The sequence below is a fragment of the Caballeronia sp. SEWSISQ10-4 2 genome (assembly GCF_030464885.1).
Lineage (GTDB): Bacteria > Pseudomonadota > Gammaproteobacteria > Burkholderiales > Burkholderiaceae > Caballeronia.
In genome coordinates, this window is record NZ_JALPRJ010000007.1 from 131,877 (window position 1) to 156,053 (window position 24,177).

The following is a 24,177-nucleotide window of genomic DNA, read 5'->3' on the forward strand; positions in this document are numbered from 1 at the left end:
GCGACCCATGCCAAGGACATCATCATGAACTACGATCGAACCCCGATATCCTGGGTGCCCGTGTGCCCACTCGACGATATCGTGCCGAACACTGGCGTCTGCGCACTCATCAAGGGCGAGCAGGTCGCCGTGTTTCATCTCGCCGACGGCAACCCCAGCGTGTTCGCCATCGATAACTTCGATCCGGGCTCGCAGGCTTCGGTGCTGTCGCGTGGATTGATCGGCAATCTGGGTGACCGGATTGTGGTGGCGTCGCCGATCTACAAGCATCACTACGATCTGCGCACCGGTGAATGCCTCGAGATACCGGGGAATTCGGTCAACGCCTTTGCCGCGCGCGTGGAGGATGGTCAGGTATGGGTCGCGGTATGAGCACGGTAAGCGCATCTGCGGCATCTGCGTATCCGGCATGATTTCGGGCGACGTAAAAACCGTATGCCCTTACTGCGGCGTTGGCTGCGGCATGGTCCTGCACGTTGAGAAAGGGCAGGTGGTCAAGGTGTCCGGCGACAAGGAGCATCCGGCCAACTTTGGACGGCTCTGTACCAAAGGGTCGTCGGCGCATGTGGTCTTGCGCAAATCCGGCCGTCTGGAGCACGCCTTCATTCGGCATGAGCGCGACCAGGATCCGGTCCCGCTGTCCATGGGGCAAGCGCTCACGGACACAGCCCGGCGCCTGCGCGATCTGCTGGACGAACACGGCCCGGACGCGCTCTCGTTCTATGTGTCGGGCCAGATGTCGATCGAGGCGCAATACCTCGTCAACAAGCTCGCGAAAGGGTTTGTGGGCACCAACAATATCGAGTCCAATTCGCGGCTCTGCATGGCGAGTGCCGGTAGCGGCTACAAACTCTCGCTTGGCGCCGACGGACCGCCGGGCTCGTACGAGGACATCGATAAAGCCAACCTGTTTTTCGTGATCGGCGCGAACATGGCCGACTGCCATCCGATCCTGTTCCTTCGCATGATGGACCGCGTGAAGGCCGGCGCGAAGCTGATCGTGGTGGACCCGCGCCGCAACGCCACCGCCGATAAGGCAAGCCTCTTCATGCAGATCAAGCCGGGGACCGATCTCGCCTTGCTCAATGGCCTGCTGTATCTGCTCCATCAGAACGGCCATACGGACGCTGCTTTCATCGCCGAATCGACTGAAGGCTGGGACACGATGCCCGCCTTTCTCGAAGACTATTCACCGGACAAGGTAGCGGAGATCACCGGCATTCCGGAAGCCGATATTCGTCGCGCGGCGCAATGGATGGGCGAGGCGCCCGAGTGGATGAGCTGCTGGACCATGGGTCTCAACCAGAGCACGCACGGCACCTGGAATACCAACGCCACCTGCAACCTGCATCTTGCCACCGGCAAGATCTGCCGTCCCGGCAGCGGGCCGTTCTCGCTCACCGGGCAGCCCAATGCCATGGGCGGCCGCGAGATGGGTTACATGGGACCCGGGCTTCCCGGGCAGCGTTCGGTGTTGGTGGAAGAGGACCGGGCTTTTATCGAAGACCTGTGGGGCATTCCGAAGGGCACGCTCAAGACTTCGCTCGGGCAAGGCACCGTTGACATGTTCTCCCGGATGACCACGGGCGAGATCAAGGCCTGCTGGATCATCTGCACCAATCCGGTCGCGAGCGTGGCGAACCGGCAGACCGTGATTGCGGGTTTGCAGGCTGCGGAGCTGGTCATTACACAGGATGCTTTCCTCGACACGGAGACCAATCGTTACGCCGATGTCCTTTTGCCCGGCGCGCTTTGGGCCGAGGCCGAAGGCGTGATGATCAACTCCGAGCGCAACATGACGCTCATGCAGAAAGCCATCGAGCCGCCGGGCGCTGCGTTGCCCGACTGGCAGATCATCGCGCGCGTGGCGTGTGAAATGGGTTTCGCCGATGCGTTCACCTATGCATCGGCGGATGAGGTTTTCGCCGAGATCACCCGGGCGTCGAATCTCAAGACGGGCTACGACCTGCGCGGTGCGAGCCATGAGCGCTTGCGCGAAACGCCGTTGCAATGGCCTTGCGCGCCGGACGTTGCGGCTGATCGCAATCCGGTTCGTTATATCAATGACGGCGTGAGCCAGACGCTCACGCAAAGGCCCGATGGCAGCCGCCCGCGCCTGGCATTTCCCACGTCCGGCGGCAAGGCCGTTTTCTTCGCCCGCCCGCATGTGGCGCCTGCGGAAATGCCGGACATGGAACGGCCCATCGTGCTGAATACGGGGCGCTTGCAGCACCAGTGGCACACCATGACCAAGACCGGCAAGGTGCCGATGCTGAACAAGCTGAATCCTGCTCCTTTCGTGGAGATTCATCCCGAAGATGCGGCGTCACTGGGTATCAAGGCCAAGGACGCGGTCGAGATACGCTCGCGCCGCGGCCGTGCCGTTTTGCCGGCGGTCGTAACCGATCGCGTACGTGCGGGCAACTGCTTTGCCCCCATGCATTGGAACGACGTCTTTGGCGAAGAGCTCTGCATCAACGCTGTGACGAATGACGCGATCGATCCGATTTCGCAGCAGCCCGAATTCAAGTTCTGCGCCGTAACGCTGAGCCGCGTGCCGCCCAAAGCAGGCGCAGAGCATCCTGAAACGCGTGATGACGCCGCCAATCCGGAACGATTCGAGCCCATTACCTCTAATCACGCCCGTCCGACACAGGAACTGGACATGTCCCGTATTGATGCCCTTGCCACGCTGCTCGGTATTGCGGAAACGCCGGCGCCCGAACTCAGCGAGACGGAACGCACCTACGTCGCAGGTTTTATGAGCGGCCTGCGCTCGACCGAGGGCCGCGCAGCAGGTGGTGTGCCGACGTTGCCGCTCAGTGCGCCCGTGGTCCCGACGACAAGGCTCTGGCTTGATGGCGTCCTCGCCGGTCTCTTCAGCCGTGCGGAAACGGCAACGGCTGCGCCGACGCTAGCCGCAGCGACTACCGCGGAGTCCTCCGTGCGGATCGCGCGAGCGCGGCCGAAAGTCGTTTTGCTGTGGGCATCGCAGACGGGGAACATCGAATCGTTGACCGAGCGTTACGCGACCCAGTTGATGGAGTCCGGCTTTGAAATACGCACCTCGTGCATGGCCGACTATGCGGTATCGGGTCTGGAGAAAGCGCAGTACGTGCTGCTGATGACCAGCACATTCGGCGGCGGCGATGCCCCCGACAATGGCCAGAGTTTCTGGACAGGAATCAGCGCCGATAACGCGCCGCGTCTGGATGGCGTGCGTTATGCCGTGCTGGCTTTCGGCGATCGCAACTATGACGCGTTCTGCGGTCATGGCCGCAAACTCGATGCGCGTTTGCTCGAGCGCGGAGCGATACGTTTGCTGGAGCGTGTCGATTGCGATGCCGAGTTTCAGCCCGCTGCCGACGCGTGGCTCGAGCGGATCGTCGCGCGGATCAAGGAGGAAGATGCGGCGCTGCATGCGGTCCCGGCAGACGGAATGATTCCGGCCATCTTGCCCTCGAAGACCCATCCGGCACCGTCTCGGCTGGTGAAAAATCTGCGGCTCAACAAGCAAGGCGCGACGAAGGACACGCGTTATTTCTCGCTGGCGACGGCGGACTCGGGTCTTGAATACGAGGTTGGCGATGCGCTCGGTGTATGGCCGAGCAACTGTCCCGAACTGGTCGATGAACTTATCGGCCTGAGCGGTCTTTCTGCCGATACGGCTGTGAACGTGACCGGCGCCGGCGAGATGCGTCTGGCCGACGCGCTCGGCAAGCACTATGAAATTGCGCGGCCGAATCACGACACGCTGGCATTCATCGCGGCCCGGACCCGGGACAGTGCATTGAGCAGATTGCTCGGCGAGGATCGCAAAGCGGACCTGAAGAAGTGGCTGTGGGGTCAGCAGCTGGCCGACGTGCTGCATGAATTCCCGGTCGCGCTGTCAGCCACGGAACTCGTCGGCATGCTGAAGCGCATGCAGCCGCGGTTGTACTCGATCGCATCGAGCCCAAGAGCGCATCCCGACGAGATACATCTGACTGTCTCGGCGGTCCGGTATAGCAACGGGCGGCGTCAGCGCAAGGGTGTGTCCTCGACCTTTCTCGCGGATCGTGCGGACGATGTCAGCGTGCCGGTGTTCGTCCAGAAGTCGGCGCATTTCCGTCTTCCCCATCATGGCGATGCACCGATGATCATGGTCGGCCCCGGCACCGGCGTCGCCCCGTTTCGCGGTTTCCTGCATGAGCGTCTCGCACGAGGCGACACCGGCCGCAACTGGTTGTTCTTTGGCGAACAGCATGCCGCCACGGACTATTACTATGGTGATGAGCTCGATGAGATGCGCCGCAAGGGTTTGCTAAGCCGTCTCGATCTTGCTTTCTCACGCGACCAGACCGACAAGATTTATGTGCAGGATCGCATGCGCGAACATGGCGCGGAGCTATGGTCGTGGCTCGAAGCGGGTGCGCATTTCTATGTTTGTGGCGACGCGAGCCGCATGGCGAGAGATGTCGACGTAGCGCTCAAATCTGTCGTTGCCCGGCAGGGTGGCATGAGCGATGATAAGGCCCAGGAATACGTCAGCGGGCTGGTCAGGGACAAGCGTTATGTGCGGGACGTTTATTAAGTCCCGCACGGTTCGCCGCGCGTGAGGACGGCGGCGACCCTGCTACCCGCGCAACTGTTGCGCCGCGATGTCCTCGAGCGATCTCCCGCGCGTCTGCACGCCCATCAGCACGACCGCCGCCGCACCGATCAACAGCACGAACGTGGTCGCCCCGAACACACCGGGAAAGCCCAGCAGCGGATACACATACCCGACGAGGATAGGCGCAGCGATTGCGCCGAGCCGTCCTACTGATGAAGCCAGGCCCACGCCGGTCGTGCGGACATCGGTAGGGAAAACTTCGGGCGTGTAGGCATAAACGCCCGCATACGTGCCGTTCATGAAGAACGACAGCAGCACGCCGGACGCCATGATGCCCCCGTCGCTGCGCGTGAGCGCAAGGCCAAGTGCGGAGACTCCTCCCAGCACCATGTACGATGCAATGGTCGCCTGCCGGCCGATCTTTTCGTTGAGCCATGCGCCCGAGAAATAGCCCGGTATCTGCGCGATATAGATTACGAGCGAATACGAAAAGCTGCGCGTGATCGTCATGCCGTTCTGCACGAGCAGACTGGGAATCCAGGTGAAGAACGCGTAATAACTGAAGGTGATCGACAGCCACATGAGCCACGTCATGGTGGTGATGCGCGCAAGCTTGCGCGACCACAACGCCTTCACGTTCGCGAGCGCCGAAGCACGCTCAGCAGCAATGGGAACCTCAGCTTCAGTGGCGGCATCGGTTTGCGGCAAGGGTTCCAGTTTCACGCCAGCCGCCGTCAACTCGGCCTCCGCCTTCGCAACGATCGCTTCGGCCTCGGCGTGCCGTCCGCGCGCCACGAGCCAGCGCGGCGATTCGGGCAACGCACGCCGCCACCACAGCAACATCACGATCGGCAGGGCGGTGATCACCATGACTACACGCCACGCGTTCGGTGCAAGCGGGATCACGAAATAACCGAGCAGCGCAGCCGCGACGAAGCCAAATGAGAAGAAGCCGGCGAGACTGCCCGTGAATGCGCCGCGATACCGCCGCGCGACGAACTCCGACAAGAACGGCGCAACGATCGCGCTTTCCGCACCCGTACCGACTCCGGCGACAATCCGTGTCGCGAGGAAAAACGGCCAGTCGTGGGCTGTTGCGCTGGCGAGCGACGCGACGCAGTAGATCACCAGTGCGAGCATCATCACGCGCCGCCGCCCGATCAGGTCGCCGAGAATTCCGGCGAGCATCGCACCGAGGAAATAGCCGATGAACGTGCCGCTGCCAAGCACGCCCGTCTGCACGCTGCTGAGCGACCACTGCGTGCGCAGCACCGGCAGCAGGAACGCGAGCACGGCGGCGTCCATCGCGTCGAAGGTGTAGCCGAGACCGCCCATCAGCAGCAAGCGTCGATGAAATGACGAGAACGGCATGCGTTCTATACGGGCGGAAATCGTCGACATGGGTAACGCACCTCGCTTGCAGAAAGGAACGGTGAATGTTGAACGGCTGAGGCTTTGGGTTTAATTTGGATTTAAGCGCGCTCGAGTTCGTCGAAGTGGACGTGGCCGCCTTTCATCACGAACGGGATGTGCTCGCCCTGACCGAGCAGGCAGTCGATGGAGCGCAGCGGATTGCCGTCCACTACGAGCACATCGGCGAAGGCGCCCGGCACGATGCGGCCGAGTTTGTCGGTCATGCCGAGCACTTCCGCGCCGATGAGCGTCGCACTTGTTATCACTTCAGCAGGCGACAACACCTCGGCGCGCAGCCGGAATTCATCGCTCTGCAGACGCTGCGCTTCGCCGAGCAGATCGGTGCCGAAGCCCATGCGCACGCCCGCGCGTTTCATGATCTCCAGGGACCGGAGGCCGGCTTCATGCACGTCGGCCACCTTCGCCAGGCTTGCTTCGGGCAGGCCGTATTTCGCTCCCTCGCTGGCGAGCGCCTCATAAGTGATAAGCGTGGGGACCACGAAGGCATTGTGTTCCGCGATCAGGCGCGCGGTGGCGTCGTCGATGAGATTGCCATGCTCGATCGTGCGCACGCCGCAGCGCACCGCGCGTGCGATGGCATCGGGCGTATAAGCGTGGGCCAGCACGTAGGTCTGACGGCCGCGGGCTTCGGCGACGATCGCGCGGATCTCGTCCTCGGAATATCCCCACGCACCAACGGGATCGGTTGGCGAGGCAACCCCGCCGGACGCCATGATCTTGATCTGGTCGGCGCCCATCTGCAGTTCCTCACGAACGGCGCGGCGCACTTCGTCCACACCGTCCGCCACCCGCGTCAGCGCACCGACGCGCACGCAGCAGCCGCAGGGGGCGTCGGGCGGCATGAAGTCGCTGCGGGTGCGCATGTCGCCGTGACCGCCCGTCTGGCTCAGCGCGCGGCCTGAGACGAACATGCGCGGGCCTTCTGCCAGCCCGGCCTCCACCGCTTGCTTGAACGGATAACCTGCGCCGCCGGCATCGCGGATGCTGGTGAAGCCTCGCCGCAGCATGGCCCGCATCAGGGGTACGGCGCGCAGCGTGACCAGTACGTTGGGCAAGGTCGCTACGCGCGGCAGGTTGAACTCGACCGCGATCACATGTACGTGGAGATCGATCAGGCCGGGCATCAGCGTCTTGCCTTTCAAATCGATCACACGAGCGCTGGCGGATTTGATCGGCCGATCCGAGACTTCCTTGATTCGTCCCTCTTCGACCAGCACCTCGTGACCGGGCAGTAGTTCGGGCTGCAACGGGTCCAGCAGCGCGCCGTTGCGAAACAACACCGACGTCATCGCGACTCTCCTGAGAAGGTTGAATCTGGCCGCGTGGACTGCAGGAAGGGACGCGCCAGCTTGCTTGACTGCACGAGCAGCAAACTATACGCCGCGCTCAGGCGAGCACGCTAGTGCGTCATTAAAGAGGGATGGCTTGGCGCCATGATCCGGGGGCGAGCGGCGAGCGGCGAACACGGACAGCGCTTACGCGGTCAGCTTGTTATCGGACGGTATTGAAGAAACGGCCGAGAATCGCGTGCGGATGCGCTTGCGCATGGGTTCTTCGTAGAACCTGAAGATCAGCAGGCTTGCGACGACGGCGAACAGCATCGCGATCCAGCCGTTCGATTGCCTGAATCCCGCGATATACGCGAGATAGGCAATGGGCACGTGAATGAGGTAAAGCGAATAACTGGCTTCGCCCAGCCTCAAGAGCATTCGCTGATTCAGGAAGTTGATCACGGGACGGTCGAGCAGGGCGAGCCCCAGGATCAATGCGGCGAACCACGGCGAGTCGAGGTAGAACGCAGGAGAAACCGGACGCCAGAGCGCGAGAACCGTCAAGGCAATCAACGAACCGCCGACGAGCTTGATACCCAGCGCGTGTCGGTCCACACCTTGTTCGCGCAATCGATGAAACAGGATAGCGGCATAGACACCCACGACGAATTCGAACAGGCGCGTGAGCGGAAGGCCGACGACGAGAAATCCGCTGCGCGATAGCGGCAGGAAAGTTTCCAGGAACACAATCCATAGTCCCTGCATCAGAAAGAAGCCGATGCAAGCGAAGCTCAGCCATGCCAATCGCATGGACATCATCCTGCGCAGCATGAGCGGGAACATCATGTAGAAAAAAGCTTCGCACGAAACGCTGTCTGACGGGCCGTTCCACGGCTGGTTCACGGCGGCAAACGGGAACCATGCATTTAGCAACAGCAACTGGCAGACCAAGCTGGCGGCGAGCGGTAAATACACCGGATTCTTAAGCGCGTACCACTGCATCAACAATGACCGGTCATCGGAGTTCAACAAGTACAGCGTGGTTGGCACACACAACGCGAGGCCGAGCAATACGACCGGATAGATGCGTGCAAACCGCGCCTGGTAAAACGATCTTGCGCCCTTGGCGGCCAGTTGATCGCGGTAAGTGAAGGTGAGGATAAAACCGGACAACACGAAGAACAACGAGACCGCGGGGCGGCCGCCATCGACGAAATCAAAGATTTGAGAGGGCAGATTGAGTAAGCCAAGTTCTGAGTAATGCGAAACAACGACGGTGAATGCCGCGAGGAAGCGGATACTGGTCAACGCGGGTAGCGACCCGCCAGATTGGTCTATTGGCGCATGCACCGCTGCCTCCCATTTCACCGTTTTCGCAGGGTATCACCGCGGGCGCGGAATCAATTACCTGGAGCGCTTGCACAGCGCAATTGGCGGACTGTTACTTTAGTTTGGCGGCTTTCAACGCGATCGCGGCGCCGGGAAAACAGGCATTGAAATGATCCTGCAATCGTTCTTCAGACGATTCGGGCGCCACGCTACTAGGCGCGCCGGCGTATCGCTATCATGACGGTGACAGGTGACGTCCTGGCGACGCTGCCGTTTGATCGATCAACCCAAGACCGAGCCACGCGTTCGCTGGCGCTATAAAAGGAGACCCTTCATGGGTAGCATGGACGTTGTACAGACAGAGCGCGCGAGTGAAATCGCAAAGCGCGTTGAGGAATTCGTGCGTACAGTGGTGGTCCCTTACGAGCGCGATTCGCGTTGCGGCAGTCACGGTCCGAGTGAAGAGCTGGTGCGCGAACTGCGAAGCAAGGCGCGGGCTGCGGGCGTGCTTACGCCGCATATTCTTCCCGGGGGCGACCATCTTACGCAGCTTGAAACCGCAACCGTCCTGAAGCGATCGGGCTTATCGCCGCTCGGCCCGGTGGCCGTGAATACCGCCGCTCCGGACGAAGGCAACATGTACCTGATCGGCAAGATAGGCACCGCGGCGCAGAAGGAACGTTTCCTCGCGCCGCTCATATCGGGCGATGCACGCTCTGCGTTCTTCATGACCGAACCCGCCGCCGACGGCGGCGCGGGCTCCGATCCCTCCATGCTTCAGACCACGGCCAGACGCGACGGCGATCATTGGGTTATCGATGGCACGAAGGCCTTCATCACGGGTGCTGAAGGGGCGTCGGTCGGCATTGTGATGGCACGCAGCAACACGGGCGAGGACGGGGACGAGAAGGTCAGCGCCACCATGTTCCTCGTCGACTTGCCGCATCCCTCCATCCGCCTTGAACGAATTCTCGACACCATAGACAGTTCGATGCCCGGCGGTCACGCGATAGTGCGTATTGAAGGCTTGCGTGTGCCGGACGATCAGGTGCTGGGAGCCGTGCACGAAGGCTTCAAATACGCGCAGATCAGGCTCTCGCCCGCGCGGCTGTCGCATTGCATGCGCTGGCATGGCGCGACCACGCGCGCGCATGAGATCGCCACGCAATATGCCTGCACCCGCCGGGCATTCGGCAAGTTGCTGATCGATCATGAAGGCGTGGGGTTCATGCTCGCGGAGAACGCGATTGATTTGCAGCAGGCGGAATTGATGATCGACTGGTGCGCAGCCGTACTCGATGCCGGTTCGCTTGGCACCTCTGAGAGCTCGATGGCAAAGGTCGCGGTAGCCGACGCGCTGTTTCGGGTAGCCGACCGCTGCGTCCAGGTCATGGGCGGCACGGGCGTATCGCGCGATACGATCGTTGAGCAAGTGTTCCGCGAGATTCGTGCGTTTCGTATCTACGATGGCCCGACTGAAGTACACAAGTGGTCGATCGCGAAGAAGATCAAACGCGACACGCTTTCAGGGCTTCACGGCGCCTAGCGGGCGTCCAGGCTCCGGCTTGCTGTAAGCCGGAGCTTGAACCTTGCAAAACCGTTCGTGGTGTTTCAGCCGTTCTGCGTGCTGCTCTTGTAGCTGCCCCCGCCGGCGAATCCCTTGAGGATCAGCATCAGATGGAAGTAGAGACGTTTGCTGAGCCCGTAGTTGTACGCATACAGATGGGCGAGTGCGATGCTAAGGCCCTGCATGGGTTGATGATTGCGTGCGTACACTGACACCACAATCGGCACGATCCGCTTGAGCGCCAGTTCGCGCGCCGGTTCAAGGCTGGTGTCGAGCTTGAGCGACTTCAGAAAGTCATAGGCCAGTACCGCTGCAGCCGTGGTCGAGCGCGCGCTGGTCAGGGTGATCGATACGTCGGTCTTCCGGCAAAACGATACGTATTCCTTGAGGTAATAAACCTTCCTGGCGGCAAGACAGATTTGCGCGCCGAACACGAAGTCGCAACCGACGCCATATTGTTTTCTATAGCCGATTTTCTTGACCAGATCCGCGTTGGCGAGCCAGCCGTTGTTCGGCATCATCTGGATCAGGCCAGTGCGTCCTGGATTGGGCTGCAGGCCGGCTGCGGCTTCCGTGCGGTAGTAAGCTGAATTGAGCTTGCGGCTGCCTTCAATGTCGACGCGTCCGGCGTTGTCCATTTGATACTGGTCGCCGAATGCAACGTCGAGGTCCGGGTGCAGATTCCACGCGGACAGCAGCCGTTCGATGCAATCGGTCTTGAGCGCATCGTCGTCGTGAATCAGAAGAATTTTATCCCCGGTGGCCCGCTTGAAGAGGCTGGCGACATTGTCTACCTGCCCGAGCGGCGGTTCGTTCTTGACGTAGGAGATCCGCGTTTCGTGGAGATACGTTGTATCGATCAGGTTTCGCGTGCGGGTATCGCTGGAATCGTCGCCAATGAGTATTTCGATGTTCGTGTGCGTCTGGGCCAGGCACGATGCGAGCGACTCCATCAGCAGCTCGGGTCTGTTGCACGTTGGCAGGCAAATGGAGATCTTCGTCTGTCGCATCATGTTCTCACCGTGGGCTGAAGGGTTGGATCGATCGGGCGCATTCGGGCTAAACAACGAAAACGCGGCCTTGGGTTATAGAGAGAAAGACTGAGTAAGGAGCCCGACGTTGTTGTTTTATACGGTTGCGCATTTATTTCGTCAACGCGATTAAATGCCAGTGAAAGGAAACTGATTTATTTTTATTTTTTACCCGGCAAACGCTTAAAAAGGTATGGTAATTTCTTCAGATGATAAGGGTTTTCACGGATCTTAAACACGTGGACAAGCGCCCGAATGCACCGCCCATCGGCATTCGAGGCGCTTAAGGAATCAGCAGAAAAAGCGGTTTATTCGCCTTCGAGGTTGTACCCGCTAAATCCCATGAGCGCAGACAAGCGCCCGGCCATCTCGCCGACCATCCGGCAGACTTCGTCGAACTCGGGATTGATCTTTTTATCGATCCGCTCGAGATACGGCACGTTGACCGCCGCAATCGCATCGCCGCTGCTTCCGATCACTGGGAACGCCACATTGGTCACACCGCGCATCTGCCGGCTGGGCACGATCTCATGCCCGGTCGCGCGAATCTCGTCGAGCAGCGCAAGCAAAACCGCCGGCTCGACATCGTTCTCGCCTTCCACGCGCGTATGTGCAGCGAGCATCCTCTCCCGCTCGGCGATGTCGCGAAAAGCCAATAATACGTGGCCCGACGAGGTATCGGTCAGTCCCATTACAGCGCCGACTTTCAACCCGAACGACCATCGTTCGGGACTATCGACCTGGGCGATAACCGCGACCCGGCCGCTGTTATAAATCGACAGATGGCACGACTGCCGCGTCATGTTCGCGAGATCGCGCAGGAGCGGCAGCGCCATGGCGGTCAGCGATCGAATAGGCTGCTGCCTGTGCGCCATTTCGAACAGCTTGAGCGTCAGCGTATAGCGGTCGTTATGATCGCCCTGCACATAACCGCGACGCTCGAGCGTCACGACCATGCGGAAGATTTCGCTCACGGTGCGGCCGAGTTTCATCGACAGTTCGTTGAGCGTGTAACCCTCGACGGTATCGACGAGTACGTCGAGAATATCGAGTCCTTTCTCGAGTGCGGGCGCGGTGTAGCGCGGGCTGTTGGCGTTCTCGTCGGACGCATTCCGGGACGGCTTCAGAACTGTATTCATGGCAATGTAATCATCAAAAAGGAACGCGACGCGATCAAGCTAAGCCGGGCGGTCAAAGCGCGCGATCCCGATTGGCGATACGCGCTGGCAAGCCGAACAGGATCAGCAGGGCGGCGAGGATCAATACCGCCGCAATGGCGTAGAGACCGCCCGACGGCACGCCGGTGACATCGACTACTTTACCGACCAGATACGGACTGATGATGCCGCCGAGATTCCCAATGGAGTTGATCAACGCGATGCCACCGGCGGCGGCCGTGCCGCTCAGGAATGCGGGCGGCAAGGTCCAGAACACGGGCAGGCAGCCGATCGCGCCGACCGCGGCGATCACGAGCGAGATCATGGCAAGCGTGGTGTCGTGAGCGAAATACGCGCTCAGCATATAACCGATGCCACCCACGCCAACCGCCAGCCCGAGGTGCCAGCGACGCTCGCCGCGCCGGTCCGAGCTCTTGCCCAGCGCCACCATGCCTATACCCGCCGCCGCATACGGAATCGCGGTCAGGAGACCGATTGTCATCGGACTGGTGATGCCGGTGTTCTTGATCAGTTGCGGCATCCAGAACGTCAGTCCATAGAGCCCCATCAGCATGAAGAGATAGATCAGCGAGAGCAGCAGCGTGCCGGGCTGGCGCATGGCGTCGATGAATTTGTGCGACGTGCCGTGGTCCTCGCGCTCCAGATTGGTTTGCAGCACGGCCTTCTCTTCGGCGCTGAGCCACTTTGCGCTGGCGATGCGGTCATCGAGAATAGCCAGCACGAGCAAGCCGAGCAGGGCGGTCGGTAAACCTTCCAGCAGGAACAGCCACTGCCAGCCCGCCAATCCCCCGAGACCGGCGAAGCGCGTCATGATGAAGCCCGACAAAGGTCCGCCGATCACGCCCGAAATCGATATCGACGTCATGAAAAGCGCATTGATACGCGCTCGCCGCTTGGCGGGAAACCAGTACGTGAAGTACAGGATGATGCCTGGCAGAAAACCCGCTTCCGTCGCGCCAATGACGAAGCGCAGCACATAGAACCATGTTTCCGATGTGACGAACATCATCGCGGCCGAGGCGATACCCCACGAGATCATGATGCGCGCGATCCAGACGCGCGCACCGACGCGGCTCAGGATCAGGTTGCTGGGAATCTCGAAGATGAAATAACCGACGAAGAAGATGCTGGCGCCGAAGCCATACGCCGCGTTGGAGAGGCCGAGATCGCCCTGCATTTGCAGCTTGGCAAAGCTGATGTTGACGCGATCGAAGTAGGCGAAGATGAAGCAGACGATCAGCAAGGGCACGATCCGCCACACGGCCTTGCGATACGCATTTTCCTCGAACGCGGCGGCGGCTTCGGGGCTCGCCGCGAGCGGAATCGATCCTGACATGGAGGTCTCCTCTTGTTTATCGTTGTTATGTTTTTTCGACGTTAATACGATATGCGAGTCAACCGATCTTAATTCGACCAGCCGCCGTCGATCATGTGAATCGCGCCGGTGGTGAACGCGGATTCATCTGAGGCGAGATACGTCACCAGCGCGGCGACTTCTTCCGCGCGCCCGACCCGGCCGATAGGCTGACGCGCAACGAACGCAGCGCGAACCTGTTCTTCGTCCAGATTCGACGCAGCGGCCTGGCTTGCAATCCGGCCACGCAGCGACGGCGATTCAATCGTGCCTGGACAAATCGCGTTGCAACGAATGGCCTGGCCCACGAAATCGGCGGCTACGGACTTCGTCAAACCGATCACGGCCGCCTTCGATGCGCCATAAACAAAACGGTTCGGCACGCCTTTCACGCTGGACGCCGCTGAGGCCATATTGATGATCGAGGCCCCTTTGCCTGCGTCGATCATGGCGGGGAGGAACGCGCGAATGGTCCGGTACATGGCCTTGACGTTCAGGTCGAAGCTGAAATCCCAGTCCTTGTCCGTGCATTTCAGGATGTTGCCGTCATGGACGTAGCCGGCGCAGTTGAACAACACGTCGAGCGGGCCGGTTTTCGCGGCGAAGGCGTCGACATCGGCGGAATCGAGCACGTTCAGGCGCGCGGTGCGCAAGGTGGAGCCTTCTCCTGCGTCGCGGGCGAGTTCAGCGAGCGCACTTTCGTCGATATCGGTGGCCCAGACGTGGGCGCCTTCGGCGGCGAGCATGAGCGCGGAAGCCCGTCCGATGCCTTTGCCGGCAGCCGTCACCACGATGTTTTTGCCTTCGACACGCTTGACCATTGATGCTCCTTTTTCGGTTGGTGGTCCCGCCGACGCGGTGTCCCGCATGGCTTTCGGGTCGAATTTTCACATATGAAAAGAATTTTTATAAGTGAAGGTAAACGCTGAGATTGGACGGAAAGTGCTTTGAAAGGGTTTTTTACCCGTGCCGGTGCGGACGCGGCAGGGTTTTGCAGGCGCGAGCAAAAACCGCCGTGCGAACGAAAACCACCGCCCGTGATACCGTTCCCCTTTTTCCAGCCAGGAGACGGCCATGCCGACCGGACGAGTAAAGTGGTTCAGCGATGCAAAGGGTTTTGGTTTCATCACCCCCGACGACGGCAGCGAAGAGCTGTTCGTCCATTTTTCGGAGATCAAGACGGAAGGTTTCAAGTCCTTGCTGGAGAACCAGAAGGTGAGCTTCGATATAGGCCAGGGCCCCAAGGGCAAACAAGCGTCGAACATCCAGCCTGCTTGAATCGCTGGTTGGGACCGATTGGAAGCGGTTGGCACCGGTTGGAAGCGGACAGCAGTGCGCTTGGGCTGGCGCATCGTCGTGCAAGGCTTTGAACCAGCCCCGCACGACGCACGCGGTGCATCGTTATCCCACGTGTCGTTCCGGATGCCGCAGCCGCGAATTATTGCGCCCATACGCCATGTAGATCACGAGCCCTATTACCAGCCAGACCACGAGCCGCATCCACGTGACGAGTGGCAGGCCAGTCATCAGGAGCACGCAAAACAGGATGCCGAGGATCGGTACGACCGGCACGCCCGGCACACGAAAAGGCCGGTTCGCACCCGAGTCGCTGCGCCGCAGATAGATCACCGCGCCGCACACCAGAACGAAGGCGAACAACGTGCCGATGCTCACCATCTCGCCCAGCACGCTGATCGGTGTAAAGGCCGCCACGATCGCGACGACAGTACCAATCAAGGTCTGACTCATGTGCGGTGTCTTCAGGCGCGGATGAACTCGCGCGAACAATCCCGGCAGCAAGCCATCCTGCGACATCGTGAAGAAAATGCGGCTCTGCCCGTATAACAGCACGAGGATCACGGTCGTCAGACCGGTCAGCGCACCGACCTTGATGAGGATCGAAAACCAGGTGAGGCCGATCACATCCACGCCCTTTGCAATCGGGTCGGGCACATTCAACTCGCCATAAGGCACGAGTCCTGTCAGCACACCCGCCACCGCGATATACAGGATCGTGCAGATCACCAGCGACCCGAGAATGCCAATAGGCATGTCGCGCTGCGGTTTTTTCGCTTCCTGGGCACACGTCGATACCGCATCGAAGCCGATGAACGCAAAGAAGACTACCGCGGAGCCGCGCAGGATCCCGCTCATGCCGAAGTTGCCGAACTCGCCGGTGTTCGCCGGGATGAAAGGATGCCAGTTCGCGGGATGCACGAAGAACACGCCGAGCGCGAGAAACGCCACCACGACAAAGAGCTTGATCGCGACCATGACGTTATTGAGCCGGGCCGACTCCTTGGTCCCCATCACGAGCATGAGCGTGAGGACCGCGATGATGAAGACGGCCGGCAGGTTGACCATGCCCGCCACCGACGTCCCGTCGGCAAGCTTCACCATAGTGCCGGGCGCGGCGGCCAGTCTGGGTGGAATGGAGATGCCCAGGTTATGCAGCAAGCTCACGATATAACCCGACCATCCGACCGCGACGGTGGACGCGCCCATCGCGTATTCGAGGATCAGGTCCCAGCCGATGATCCACGCAAACACTTCGCCCAGCGTGGCATAGGTATAGGTGTAGCTGCTGCCGCACACGGGCAGCATGGCTGCGAGTTCGGAATAACACAGGCCGACAAACGCGCATGCAATCCCGCCGAGTATGAACGACAGAATGATGGCCGGTCCCGCGAACTGCGCGGCGGCCGTGCCTGTCAGCACGAAGATGCCGGCGCCGATGATGGCGCCAATGCCCATTGCCGTAATGCTGAGTGCGCCCAGTGTCTTCGCTAGCGGGCGCTCGCCGCCGTCAGCACTCTTGACGATATCAGCGACGGATTTGCGCGCCATGTAACTCGTGTCAGCCATGATGTATCGCCTCGGTCGTACGTTTGTGGGCACGAATTGAACCGGACGCATTGCCGGATCAACTAGCGGATCACTACGAAAAACGCTTGATGCAAGACGACTCACGACAACTCACTGCAACGAGTGAATGACGTTGACGGATTAAGTCTATGCCGAATGAGATTTATTGTGAAGCTATGTAATGACCCGATCTTGCAGCGGGTAGGGTGCAAGATCGGCGTGGCATGCGTAGTGCTGCCGGGAGGGGTTGATCATCGCGTGAGCACGCGATGCAATTGCGGCAATGCAGCGCTTAACGAGCCACATGAGCCTTATCAAGCACGTGTCAGTGCTTGCGGCGCTCGCGTACTGCAGCAGCAAGTGTTTGCAGGACCGGCTCGGTTTGTGTCCAGGCGAGGCAGGCATCGGTGATGGAAACACCATGACGCAGCGGCACACCGGGCTTGAGATCTTGCCGGCCTTCTTCCAGATGGCTTTCGATCATCACGCCGATAATGCGCCGGTCACCGTCACTCAGTTGCCGCGCGATGTCCTGTCCTACATCGATTTGACGCAGATGCGACTTGCCCGAATTGGCATGCGAGCAATCGATCATCACCTGCTCGCGAAGTCCGACTTCCTTGAGTGCGGCGCATGCGGCCGCGACGCCTTCGCTATCGTAATTCGGTCCCTTCTTGCCGCCGCGCAGGATGACGTGCGCGTCCGCGTTGCCACGCGTTTCGAAGATCGCGGCCATACCCATCTTGGTCATGCCCATGAACGCATGGCTTGCATGTGCCGCGACGATTGCGTCTGCCGCGATCTGCACGCCGCCGTCGGTGCCGTTCTTGAAACCGATCGGGCAGCTGAGTCCCGAAGCCAGTTGCCGATGGCTCTGGCTCTCTGTCGTGCGTGCGCCGATAGCACCCCAGGCAATCAGATCCGCGATGTATTGCGGGCTCAGCAAGTCGAGAAACTCGGTGCCCGTCGGCAAGCCGATGCTGCTGATGTCGAGCAGCAATTGGCGCGCGCGGTGCAGTCCTTCATTAATACGAAACGTGCCGTCGAGAAGCGGGTCGTTGATATAACCCTTCCAACCCACGGTGGTCCTTGGCTTTTCGAAATACACGCGCATCACGATCAGCAGATCGTCGCGCAGTTCGTCAGCAGCGGCCTTCAGGAGGTTCGCGTATTCAAGCGCCTGGTCATGATCGTGAATCGAGCACGGTCCGACGACGGCGACCAGCCGGTCGTCACGGCCTTGCAGGATGTCGGCTATTTCAACGCGGCTCTTTTCGACCAGCGTCTGCACGCTGAGCGGAACGGGCAGATCGTCTTGGAGCAGCGCGGGGGAAATCAGCGGACGGACCGCACCGATGCGGACGTCGTCGATGCGGGTCGTGTCTTGCGTCGAGTCAGCACGGCCGGCCTCCTGGTCGTGATATGGGTTGTCGAGGCGGCTCATGGGGTGTTTCTCCGAAAAACGTGGTGACAGCCCGGGATTATCGCATTTGGGCCGCGCTTTGGGATTCCAGCCCTCCGGGTAGCAGCGAACAGGCGACAAATCTTGACGCATTGCAAAAACCAGCCTATAACCATCCCATTGGATGGAGATTGGATGGTTTTAATGATGCAAAAAGCTGAAATACTCCGGCCGAAGGGCGGTGAGACTGAGAAGATCACGATCAATCTGGGTCCTATCGACCTGGGGCAGATCGACTTGCTGGTGGAAGAAGGGTTTTATTCCAACCGCACGGACCTGATTCGCACGGCGATCCGAAATCAACTGGCGACACACGCTCAGGTCGTGAACGAAACGGTGACGCGGCGCGCGCTGGTGCTGGGTATGCAGCACTTTTCGAAGCGCGATCTGGAAGCGGCGCGCGCAGCGGGCGAGCGGTTCGACATTCAGGTGCTGGGGCTCGCGAGCATTGCCGCGGATGTTTCTCCCGAACTGGCGCTCGAGACGATCGCATCGATCGTCGTGCTCGGCGCTTTTCATGCCTCGCCTGCGGTGAAAGCTGCGCTGGCTGGCCGTATTGCTTAGCGATACTTATAGAAAGACGTACAAGAAAAACCGGAAAAGATAATGAAACTCGACGAAGGATTCCTGCATTCGATGCAGGATGCAATGAAGCTGCTGCGTACTCGCGGCCCGCGGGAAGCGACCGCAGCACTGCAGCGCGTGCTTGGGCGGCAGGCGCAGCCCGTGCCTCATTCACCGCAGGGCGATGCTCCCGCTGTTCAACAACCCGGCACATTCACGACGCATAAGTTCGCGAACGCCGCCGGTCATCGGACCTACAAACTCTACGTGCCGAAGGGCCATAGCGGCCAGCCGTTGCCGCTCGTGGTGATGTTGCATGGCTGTACGCAGGACGCCGACGACTTCGCCGCAGGCACGCAAATGAACGCGCTGGCGGAACGGGACGGATGCATCGTGATATATCCGGTGCAGCCGCAGAGGGCCAACACATCGAAGTGCTGGAACTGGTTCAAGCCAGCCGATCAGCGGCGCGACAGTGGCGAGCCGGCGCTGATCGCAGGCATTACGCGTGAAGTCATGACGAAACACGCCGTCGATCCGGCGCGCGTATTCGTGGCCGGTTTATCGGCGGGAGGGGCGATGGCAGCGATCATGATCCGCGCGTATCCGGATCTTTACGCTGCGGCGTGCGTGCATTCCGGGTTGGCCGCGGGTGCGGCGCACGATCTGCCATCGGCGCTGGCGGCCATGCGAGGTGGTAAAGCACCGCATGCTCCTAGCGTTGAAGCACCGAAGCGGCCGCTGATCGTTTTTCACGGCGATGCCGACGCGACCGTGCATCCATCGAACGCGGCTGAGTTATTGCGCGGTTTCGGCGGTCAGGCGATCGTGTTCGACGAGGCCTCTCACGCCGAGACGGGCAAACGCACGAGCACGGTGGAGCGGATGAAATCAGCGGAGGGTGTCGACGCGGAGTTGTGGCTCATTCATGGCGCGCCGCATGCCTGGGCGGGTGGTAGCGGGTATGGTTCGTACACCGATGCAACCGGTCCGGACGCGAGCGCGGCCATGATGCGCTTTTTCCTTGATCACCCGTTGCAACGTTGACTGGTAAAGCTTTTCAAGGGGACGAAGATCATGAACGAACACGCAAGCGAACGCGATATGGCGCTGTTGCGCGAGGTTATCGCGTTGTCGGAGAGGTCGAAGCGTGACGGACGACATCCGTTCGCTGCGCTTATCGCCGATGAAAACGGTCACATGGTTGCGCGCGCGGGAAACAATTCGATGCCGCCGCAGGGCGATCCGACCCAGCACGCTGAGCTGCGCGCGGCGGCGCAGGCGGCGAAAGACTTGTCGCCGGAGCAATTGCTGAAGTGCACGCTTTATACGAATGCCGAGCCATGCTGCATGTGCTCGGGCGCGATCTATTGGTGCAACATCGGTCGCGTGGTCTATGCAATGTCCGAGCGGCGCTTGCTGGAGATTACCGGCGATCACCCCGAGAACCCGACGTTCTCGTTACCATGCCGCGATGTTTTCGCGCGAGGACAAAGGACGGTGAGTGTGGTCGGACCGCTTATAGAAGATGAAGCCGCGGTTGTGCATGAAGGGTTTTGGACGCGTGAATAACGTGCGCTTACGGACCTGACGAAACCAGAGACAGGGGCCATGCGAATGGCCCCTTCACTCAACTCGACACTCAACTCGACACTCAACTCGACACTCAACTCGACACTCAAGCCGGCAGCGAAAAACTCCCAATTGCTTCACGCAGCACATCGACCTGATCCTTCAGCGAATGTGCCGCCGCTGCCGCTTCTTCGACCAGCGCGGCGTTCTGCTGCGTCACCTGATCCATCTCACCCACCGCGCGGTTCACCTGCTCGATACCCGCGCTCTGTTCATTTGAAGCGTGGCTGATTTCATCGAGGATCTTGTTCACGCGGCGCACTGAACTCACAATTTCGCCCATCGTTGCACCGGCGTTAGATACTAGTGACGCGCCTTCCTTCACCGTTTCCGTCGACGTCCCGATCAGCGCCTTGATCTCCTTCGCCGCCGTCGCCGAGCGTTGCGCAAGACTGCGCACTTCCGCGGCCACTACTGCAAACCCGCGTCCTTGCTCACCGGCACGCGCGGCTTCCACAGCCGCGTTCAGCGCCAGGATGTTGGTCTGGAAAGCGATCCCGTCGATCACGCCGATAATGTCGCCAATCTGCTTCGAGCTTTCGGTAATGCGCGTCATGGTGTGAATGACCTGTTCGACCACGCCACTGCCGCGTTGGGCCACATCGGCGGCTTCGCCCGCCAGCTTGGCGGCTTGCGTGGCGCTGTCGGCGTTCTGCTTCACGTTCGCCGTCATCTCGTCCATGCTCGATGCGGTCTGCACGAGCGCGGCGGCCTGCTGCTCGGTACGTTGCGACAGGTCGGTATTGCCCGCTGCGATCTCCGACGCCCCCACGTTGATGTTCTCGGTCCCGGTCCGTACGCGCGTGACGGTTTCCACGAGACCGCTTTGCATCTCGCTCAACGCGAACATCAGGCTATGAGAATCGCCGTCGGCAAGCGGCACATACGTGGTCAGGTCGCCGCGTGCGATACGCAGCGCCGCGCCGACTGCAATCGCCGGATCGCCGCCGAGTTCGCGCTTGATGCTGCGTAACACCAGCAGCATCACCAGCGAGGCGAGCACGCCGAGCACGGCCGTAATCGCGAACCAGCGGAATGCGCTCGCGTAGAACGCGGCGTCGATGTCGTCGGTGTACATGCCGGTCACGATGACCCAGTCCCACGGCGCATAGTACTTGGCAAAACTCATCTTCGGCACGGCGGTGTTACTGCCGGGCTTGGACCACATGTAGTGGACGAAGCCCCCTTCGGGTGTCGAGTTGGCAGCGTTGACAATATTGACGAAGAGTTTGTTACCGGCAGGGTCGGTGAAATTCGCGAAGTTGTGCCCGTTCATGGCCGGCTTGATCGGATGCATGATCATCGTGGAGTGCGAATCATTGACCGAGATGTAGCCGTCCGTGCCGTAACGCATCGACCCGAGCACATCGAGAGCACGCTTTTTCGCCTCGTCTTCGGAGATCGTCTTGTTCTCGGCGAGACTCTTGAAGTGGGCCGTGGTGCTCATACCCTGGGCCACCAGCGCCCTCAGTTGATCGCGCCGATCGTTCATTGTCGATGAGCGGCTTTGCCACGCCCCGATGATTCCGATCGCGATCAGTCCGAGCCACAGCACGGCGATCATCGATCCGAGCTTCTTGTTCAACGTCATATTTTTCATGTTTACCGCCGTCGCTTATTGTTGAATCGTCTGATTAATGTGCGGCGTCGGGCGCTGCCGAACGCTATGCCTGACTCCTTTACGGCAAAGCGGTGGCGGAATGTAGGGGTGGGAAACCCTTGCGAAGGAAATGTAATGGTTGTTTTTAACGCGTGAGTATTGAAAGTTCTGTCGCCTACGACTTAGCGTGGCCCCGCAATGTCGCCGGTGAAGGCTTGCCGGTTTCCGCTAGGGTTTAACCTGCCTGAAAAAGCGTCCTCCGCATCGATCGCCGACGCTCAAGTCCGAATCCCCTTGTGCCGATAAACAAGTATCGCGATTAGCCGCTGATTCAGGCAGTCGCTGCAAAGGCACCGTAAGTAATCCGGCGATGCCTTTCTCAGCGACAAACTGTTGCGATTTTGCCGACAACGCTCCACAACGGGCTATCCAGGCATACAGTTAAAGTGTTTTATCAAGTTTGGGTTGCGGTGCGGGAGGTTTGTCATGAAGCGCAGGACAGCTAGGCAGCTTGTTGCTCAACTTGCAGATTTAAGGCATTTGGCGCGGTGCAGCGCACTGAGGGCATCGGCGACTAGCAGGACGATAGATCAAAGCCCGAGTGAAGAAACGGTGCAGACCGCGGACGGCGTCAAGGCCGCGCGCGACGAAGTCGGGCAGGAATCGTTTGCCGGAGCAGCACATGAAATCCACGCATGAATATTCGCTACGTACGCAGGTCGACAAATGGCTGGCCCCCGGCCTTTCAACACCTGTTCGTGTAACCGAGTTCAGCCGCACGCGTTCAGGCAGAAGGCGCTATGTGTGTGTCGAAACCTTGTTGCCGATCGGGTCCCGCGCTTTACTTTTCTTTCGCCACGACGACGGCTGCTGGTGTGTATTCCCGCCCGCATCCGACCGGCCGAATATGACTTTGGGACGTTTCCTGGAGCATTGAACGGCGCGTTGAATTCAACGTGAACAGCGACGATAGTTCGGCATGCTTATATCGGTGTACAGTTATTAAGAGAATCGCTGGCCACCCGGTAAAGGCGACGAACAAGCAGAAAAAGGAGGGTTATGCGAGAAACCAAAACCACTTCATACGCCACGCCTCTTAACTAGCGGAAGCGGGTAAGCCACATGTCGCCGCGCGCAAATGCGCGTTCGAACTCGATGCTACCGACTCTCCGTGAAATCAAAAGTCCAACATTGAGAGAACTATTATGTACATCGGGCTGCTTGTCTCACAGGTTCGGCAGGTTCGGGAAGTCCATTTTCATCCCGACGAAGAATCGTCGCCGGAAGTCACGCCCCCGCATCGATTTTCATTCTGGCAAAGGATTAGACACCTGTTTGCATGAAGGTCGTGCATTAAACGCCGCAGCGATTTTGCAAAGCCGCTTCATCCTCATGGAAGAAACGCATTCGCTGCGGCGTTCAGTTTGCTTAATGACGACGATCAAAGCCCAAAGCCCAAAGCCCAAAGCCCAAAGCCCAAAGCCCAAAGCCCAAAGCTCCGCCAACGTAGACCCTCAAGACGCAGTCAGCGAATCGCCTGACACATGCACGCGCTGGCCGGCCTGGAGCCCCGGGTCCGTCTGGTAACTGAAGTTCCTGTAACTACCGTCTTCCATCCGGACTTGCACGTCGTAGGTGGTTGCCTTGTGCACCGCATGCTCCACCGTGTTGCCGGCCAAGCCGCCGCCAAGGGCGCCGACTATGGTTGCAGCCGTCCGTCCCCGCCCATTTCCAATCTGAGTGCCTGCGAGGCCGCCGAGCACAGCGCCGCCCAAGGCGCCAAGGCCCGTGGTCGGTTCTGCAGTCTTCACCGCGTTAACGGAAACGACCTGGCCGGCATAGGGGTCCACGGCGGGGGCCGCGGGGAGTGCCGGGCGGGCAGGCGCACGATTGGTTTCGTTCGATGCATAGCTTTGCGGCGGCGCTACGGGCGCTACGTAATGGTGATGCGTCACGGGGTGAGCCGGCGCTGCGCTTGGCGCTTGCGACTGCGCATTGGGCTTCAACCCGTTCAAAGAATCGTTGGGTTGCGTATCCAGAAGCGCGGGAGCGGTCACTGCGACGGGAACTGCCTTCGACGAGGGGAGAATCCCGGTCAAAGCAGCGACGCCAACGCCGCTGACCACAATGACTGCTACTGCGGCGGCTGCGATCAACGGATGGATACGGCTACGGGGGGACTCTGACAGATTCGGATTGGCGCTCACGGCGATCTCCAGGGGTGGATGCGTCCCTATACAACGCGCCTGCCGGATTGCACGTGTACCGTCAGCTTGTGACATGTGTAAGCAATTGT

General features: G+C 60.3%; 19 protein-coding genes. 8 read left to right on the top strand and 11 right to left on the bottom strand.

Going from position 1 to position 24,177, the window contains the following annotated elements:
* Positions 1-24 precede the first annotated feature (24 nt).
* The gene (gene nirD / locus M0D69_RS06960; RefSeq protein ID WP_301781318.1) at positions 25-372 is read left to right on the top strand and encodes a nitrite reductase small subunit NirD; all 348 of its coding nucleotides are present in this window, start codon (positions 25-27) and stop codon (positions 370-372) included.
* A gap of 37 nt (positions 373-409) precedes the next feature.
* On the top strand, positions 410-4,573 hold the full coding sequence (locus M0D69_RS06965; protein WP_301781319.1) for a bifunctional nitrate reductase/sulfite reductase flavoprotein subunit alpha: 4,164 nt from the start codon (positions 410-412) through the stop codon (positions 4,571-4,573).
* 42 nt (positions 4,574-4,615) lie between these two features.
* Here the strand turns inward: M0D69_RS06965 and M0D69_RS06970 are convergent, their stop codons facing one another.
* The 3 genes from M0D69_RS06970 to M0D69_RS06980 all read right to left on the bottom strand — a co-directional run bounded on the left by M0D69_RS06970 (position 4,616) and on the right by M0D69_RS06980 (position 8,649).
* Positions 4,616-5,995 carry an MFS transporter gene (locus tag M0D69_RS06970; protein WP_301781320.1) on the bottom strand — a complete coding sequence of 460 codons (1,380 nt, stop codon included), beginning with the start codon at positions 5,993-5,995 and terminating at the stop codon, positions 4,616-4,618.
* A gap of 71 nt (positions 5,996-6,066) precedes the next feature.
* Complete coding sequence (locus M0D69_RS06975) at positions 6,067-7,317, bottom strand: amidohydrolase family protein (protein ID WP_301781321.1); 1,251 nt, start codon at positions 7,315-7,317, stop codon at positions 6,067-6,069.
* Positions 7,318-7,503: 186 nt separating this feature from the next.
* Positions 7,504-8,649, bottom strand: a complete 1,146-nt coding sequence (locus tag M0D69_RS06980; RefSeq protein WP_301781322.1) for an acyltransferase — start codon at positions 8,647-8,649, stop codon at positions 7,504-7,506.
* Positions 8,650-8,971: 322 nt separating this feature from the next.
* Here M0D69_RS06980 and M0D69_RS06985 point away from each other — a divergent pair, with 322 nt between their 5' ends.
* Positions 8,972-10,174, top strand: coding sequence for an acyl-CoA dehydrogenase family protein (locus M0D69_RS06985; RefSeq protein ID WP_301781362.1), 1,203 nt, complete (start codon positions 8,972-8,974; stop codon positions 10,172-10,174).
* Positions 10,175-10,239: 65 nt separating this feature from the next.
* Here M0D69_RS06985 and M0D69_RS06990 read toward each other — a convergent pair whose 3' ends face one another.
* The 4 genes from M0D69_RS06990 to M0D69_RS07005 all read right to left on the bottom strand — a co-directional run bounded on the left by M0D69_RS06990 (position 10,240) and on the right by M0D69_RS07005 (position 14,579).
* Positions 10,240-11,148 (bottom strand): glycosyltransferase family A protein, encoded by a 909-nt coding sequence (locus M0D69_RS06990; RefSeq protein WP_301781323.1) that lies wholly within the window; start codon positions 11,146-11,148, stop codon positions 10,240-10,242.
* A 386-nt stretch (positions 11,149-11,534) separates the two neighbouring features.
* Entirely contained in the window at positions 11,535-12,365 is an 831-nt protein-coding gene (locus M0D69_RS06995) for an IclR family transcriptional regulator (RefSeq protein ID WP_301781324.1), read from the bottom strand.
* 52 nt (positions 12,366-12,417) lie between these two features.
* On the bottom strand, positions 12,418-13,740 hold the full coding sequence (locus M0D69_RS07000; RefSeq protein ID WP_301781325.1) for an MFS transporter: 1,323 nt from the start codon (positions 13,738-13,740) through the stop codon (positions 12,418-12,420).
* Between the two features lie 68 nt (positions 13,741-13,808).
* On the bottom strand, positions 13,809-14,579 hold the full coding sequence (locus M0D69_RS07005; protein WP_301781326.1) for an SDR family oxidoreductase: 771 nt from the start codon (positions 14,577-14,579) through the stop codon (positions 13,809-13,811).
* A gap of 253 nt (positions 14,580-14,832) precedes the next feature.
* On the opposite strand from M0D69_RS07005, the gene M0D69_RS07010 reads away from it, so the two are divergent.
* Complete coding sequence (locus tag M0D69_RS07010; RefSeq protein WP_301781327.1) at positions 14,833-15,036, top strand: cold-shock protein; 204 nt, start codon at positions 14,833-14,835, stop codon at positions 15,034-15,036.
* A gap of 123 nt (positions 15,037-15,159) precedes the next feature.
* Here M0D69_RS07010 and M0D69_RS07015 read toward each other — a convergent pair whose 3' ends face one another.
* The gene (locus M0D69_RS07015; protein ID WP_301781328.1) at positions 15,160-16,623 is read right to left on the bottom strand and encodes an amino acid permease; all 1,464 of its coding nucleotides are present in this window, start codon (positions 16,621-16,623) and stop codon (positions 15,160-15,162) included.
* Positions 16,624-16,948: 325 nt separating this feature from the next.
* Positions 16,949-18,067, bottom strand: a complete 1,119-nt coding sequence (locus tag M0D69_RS07020) for a 3-deoxy-7-phosphoheptulonate synthase (protein WP_301781329.1) — start codon at positions 18,065-18,067, stop codon at positions 16,949-16,951.
* A gap of 165 nt (positions 18,068-18,232) precedes the next feature.
* Here M0D69_RS07020 and M0D69_RS07025 point away from each other — a divergent pair, with 165 nt between their 5' ends.
* From M0D69_RS07025 to M0D69_RS07035, 3 genes are read left to right on the top strand one after another with little or no spacing between them, the layout of a single operon-like run.
* The gene (locus tag M0D69_RS07025; RefSeq protein ID WP_301781363.1) at positions 18,233-18,649 is read left to right on the top strand and encodes a CopG family transcriptional regulator; all 417 of its coding nucleotides are present in this window, start codon (positions 18,233-18,235) and stop codon (positions 18,647-18,649) included.
* A 42-nt stretch (positions 18,650-18,691) separates the two neighbouring features.
* Positions 18,692-19,696: a PHB depolymerase family esterase gene (locus tag M0D69_RS07030; protein ID WP_301781330.1), complete on the top strand. Its 1,005-nt coding sequence runs from the start codon at positions 18,692-18,694 to the stop codon at positions 19,694-19,696.
* A gap of 30 nt (positions 19,697-19,726) precedes the next feature.
* Positions 19,727-20,221 (top strand): nucleoside deaminase, encoded by a 495-nt coding sequence (locus M0D69_RS07035; RefSeq protein WP_301781331.1) that lies wholly within the window; start codon positions 19,727-19,729, stop codon positions 20,219-20,221.
* 106 nt (positions 20,222-20,327) lie between these two features.
* Here the strand turns inward: M0D69_RS07035 and M0D69_RS07040 are convergent, their stop codons facing one another.
* A complete protein-coding gene (locus M0D69_RS07040) occupies positions 20,328-21,872 on the bottom strand; it encodes a methyl-accepting chemotaxis protein (protein ID WP_301781364.1) in 1,545 nt (514 codons plus the stop codon).
* A gap of 691 nt (positions 21,873-22,563) precedes the next feature.
* Between M0D69_RS07040 and M0D69_RS07045 the strand changes: the two genes are divergently transcribed.
* Complete coding sequence (locus M0D69_RS07045; RefSeq protein ID WP_301781332.1) at positions 22,564-22,818, top strand: hypothetical protein; 255 nt, start codon at positions 22,564-22,566, stop codon at positions 22,816-22,818.
* 577 nt (positions 22,819-23,395) lie between these two features.
* Here M0D69_RS07045 and M0D69_RS07050 read toward each other — a convergent pair.
* Positions 23,396-24,088, bottom strand: coding sequence for a glycine zipper 2TM domain-containing protein (locus M0D69_RS07050; protein ID WP_301781333.1), 693 nt, complete (start codon positions 24,086-24,088; stop codon positions 23,396-23,398).
* Positions 24,089-24,177 lie beyond the last annotated feature (89 nt).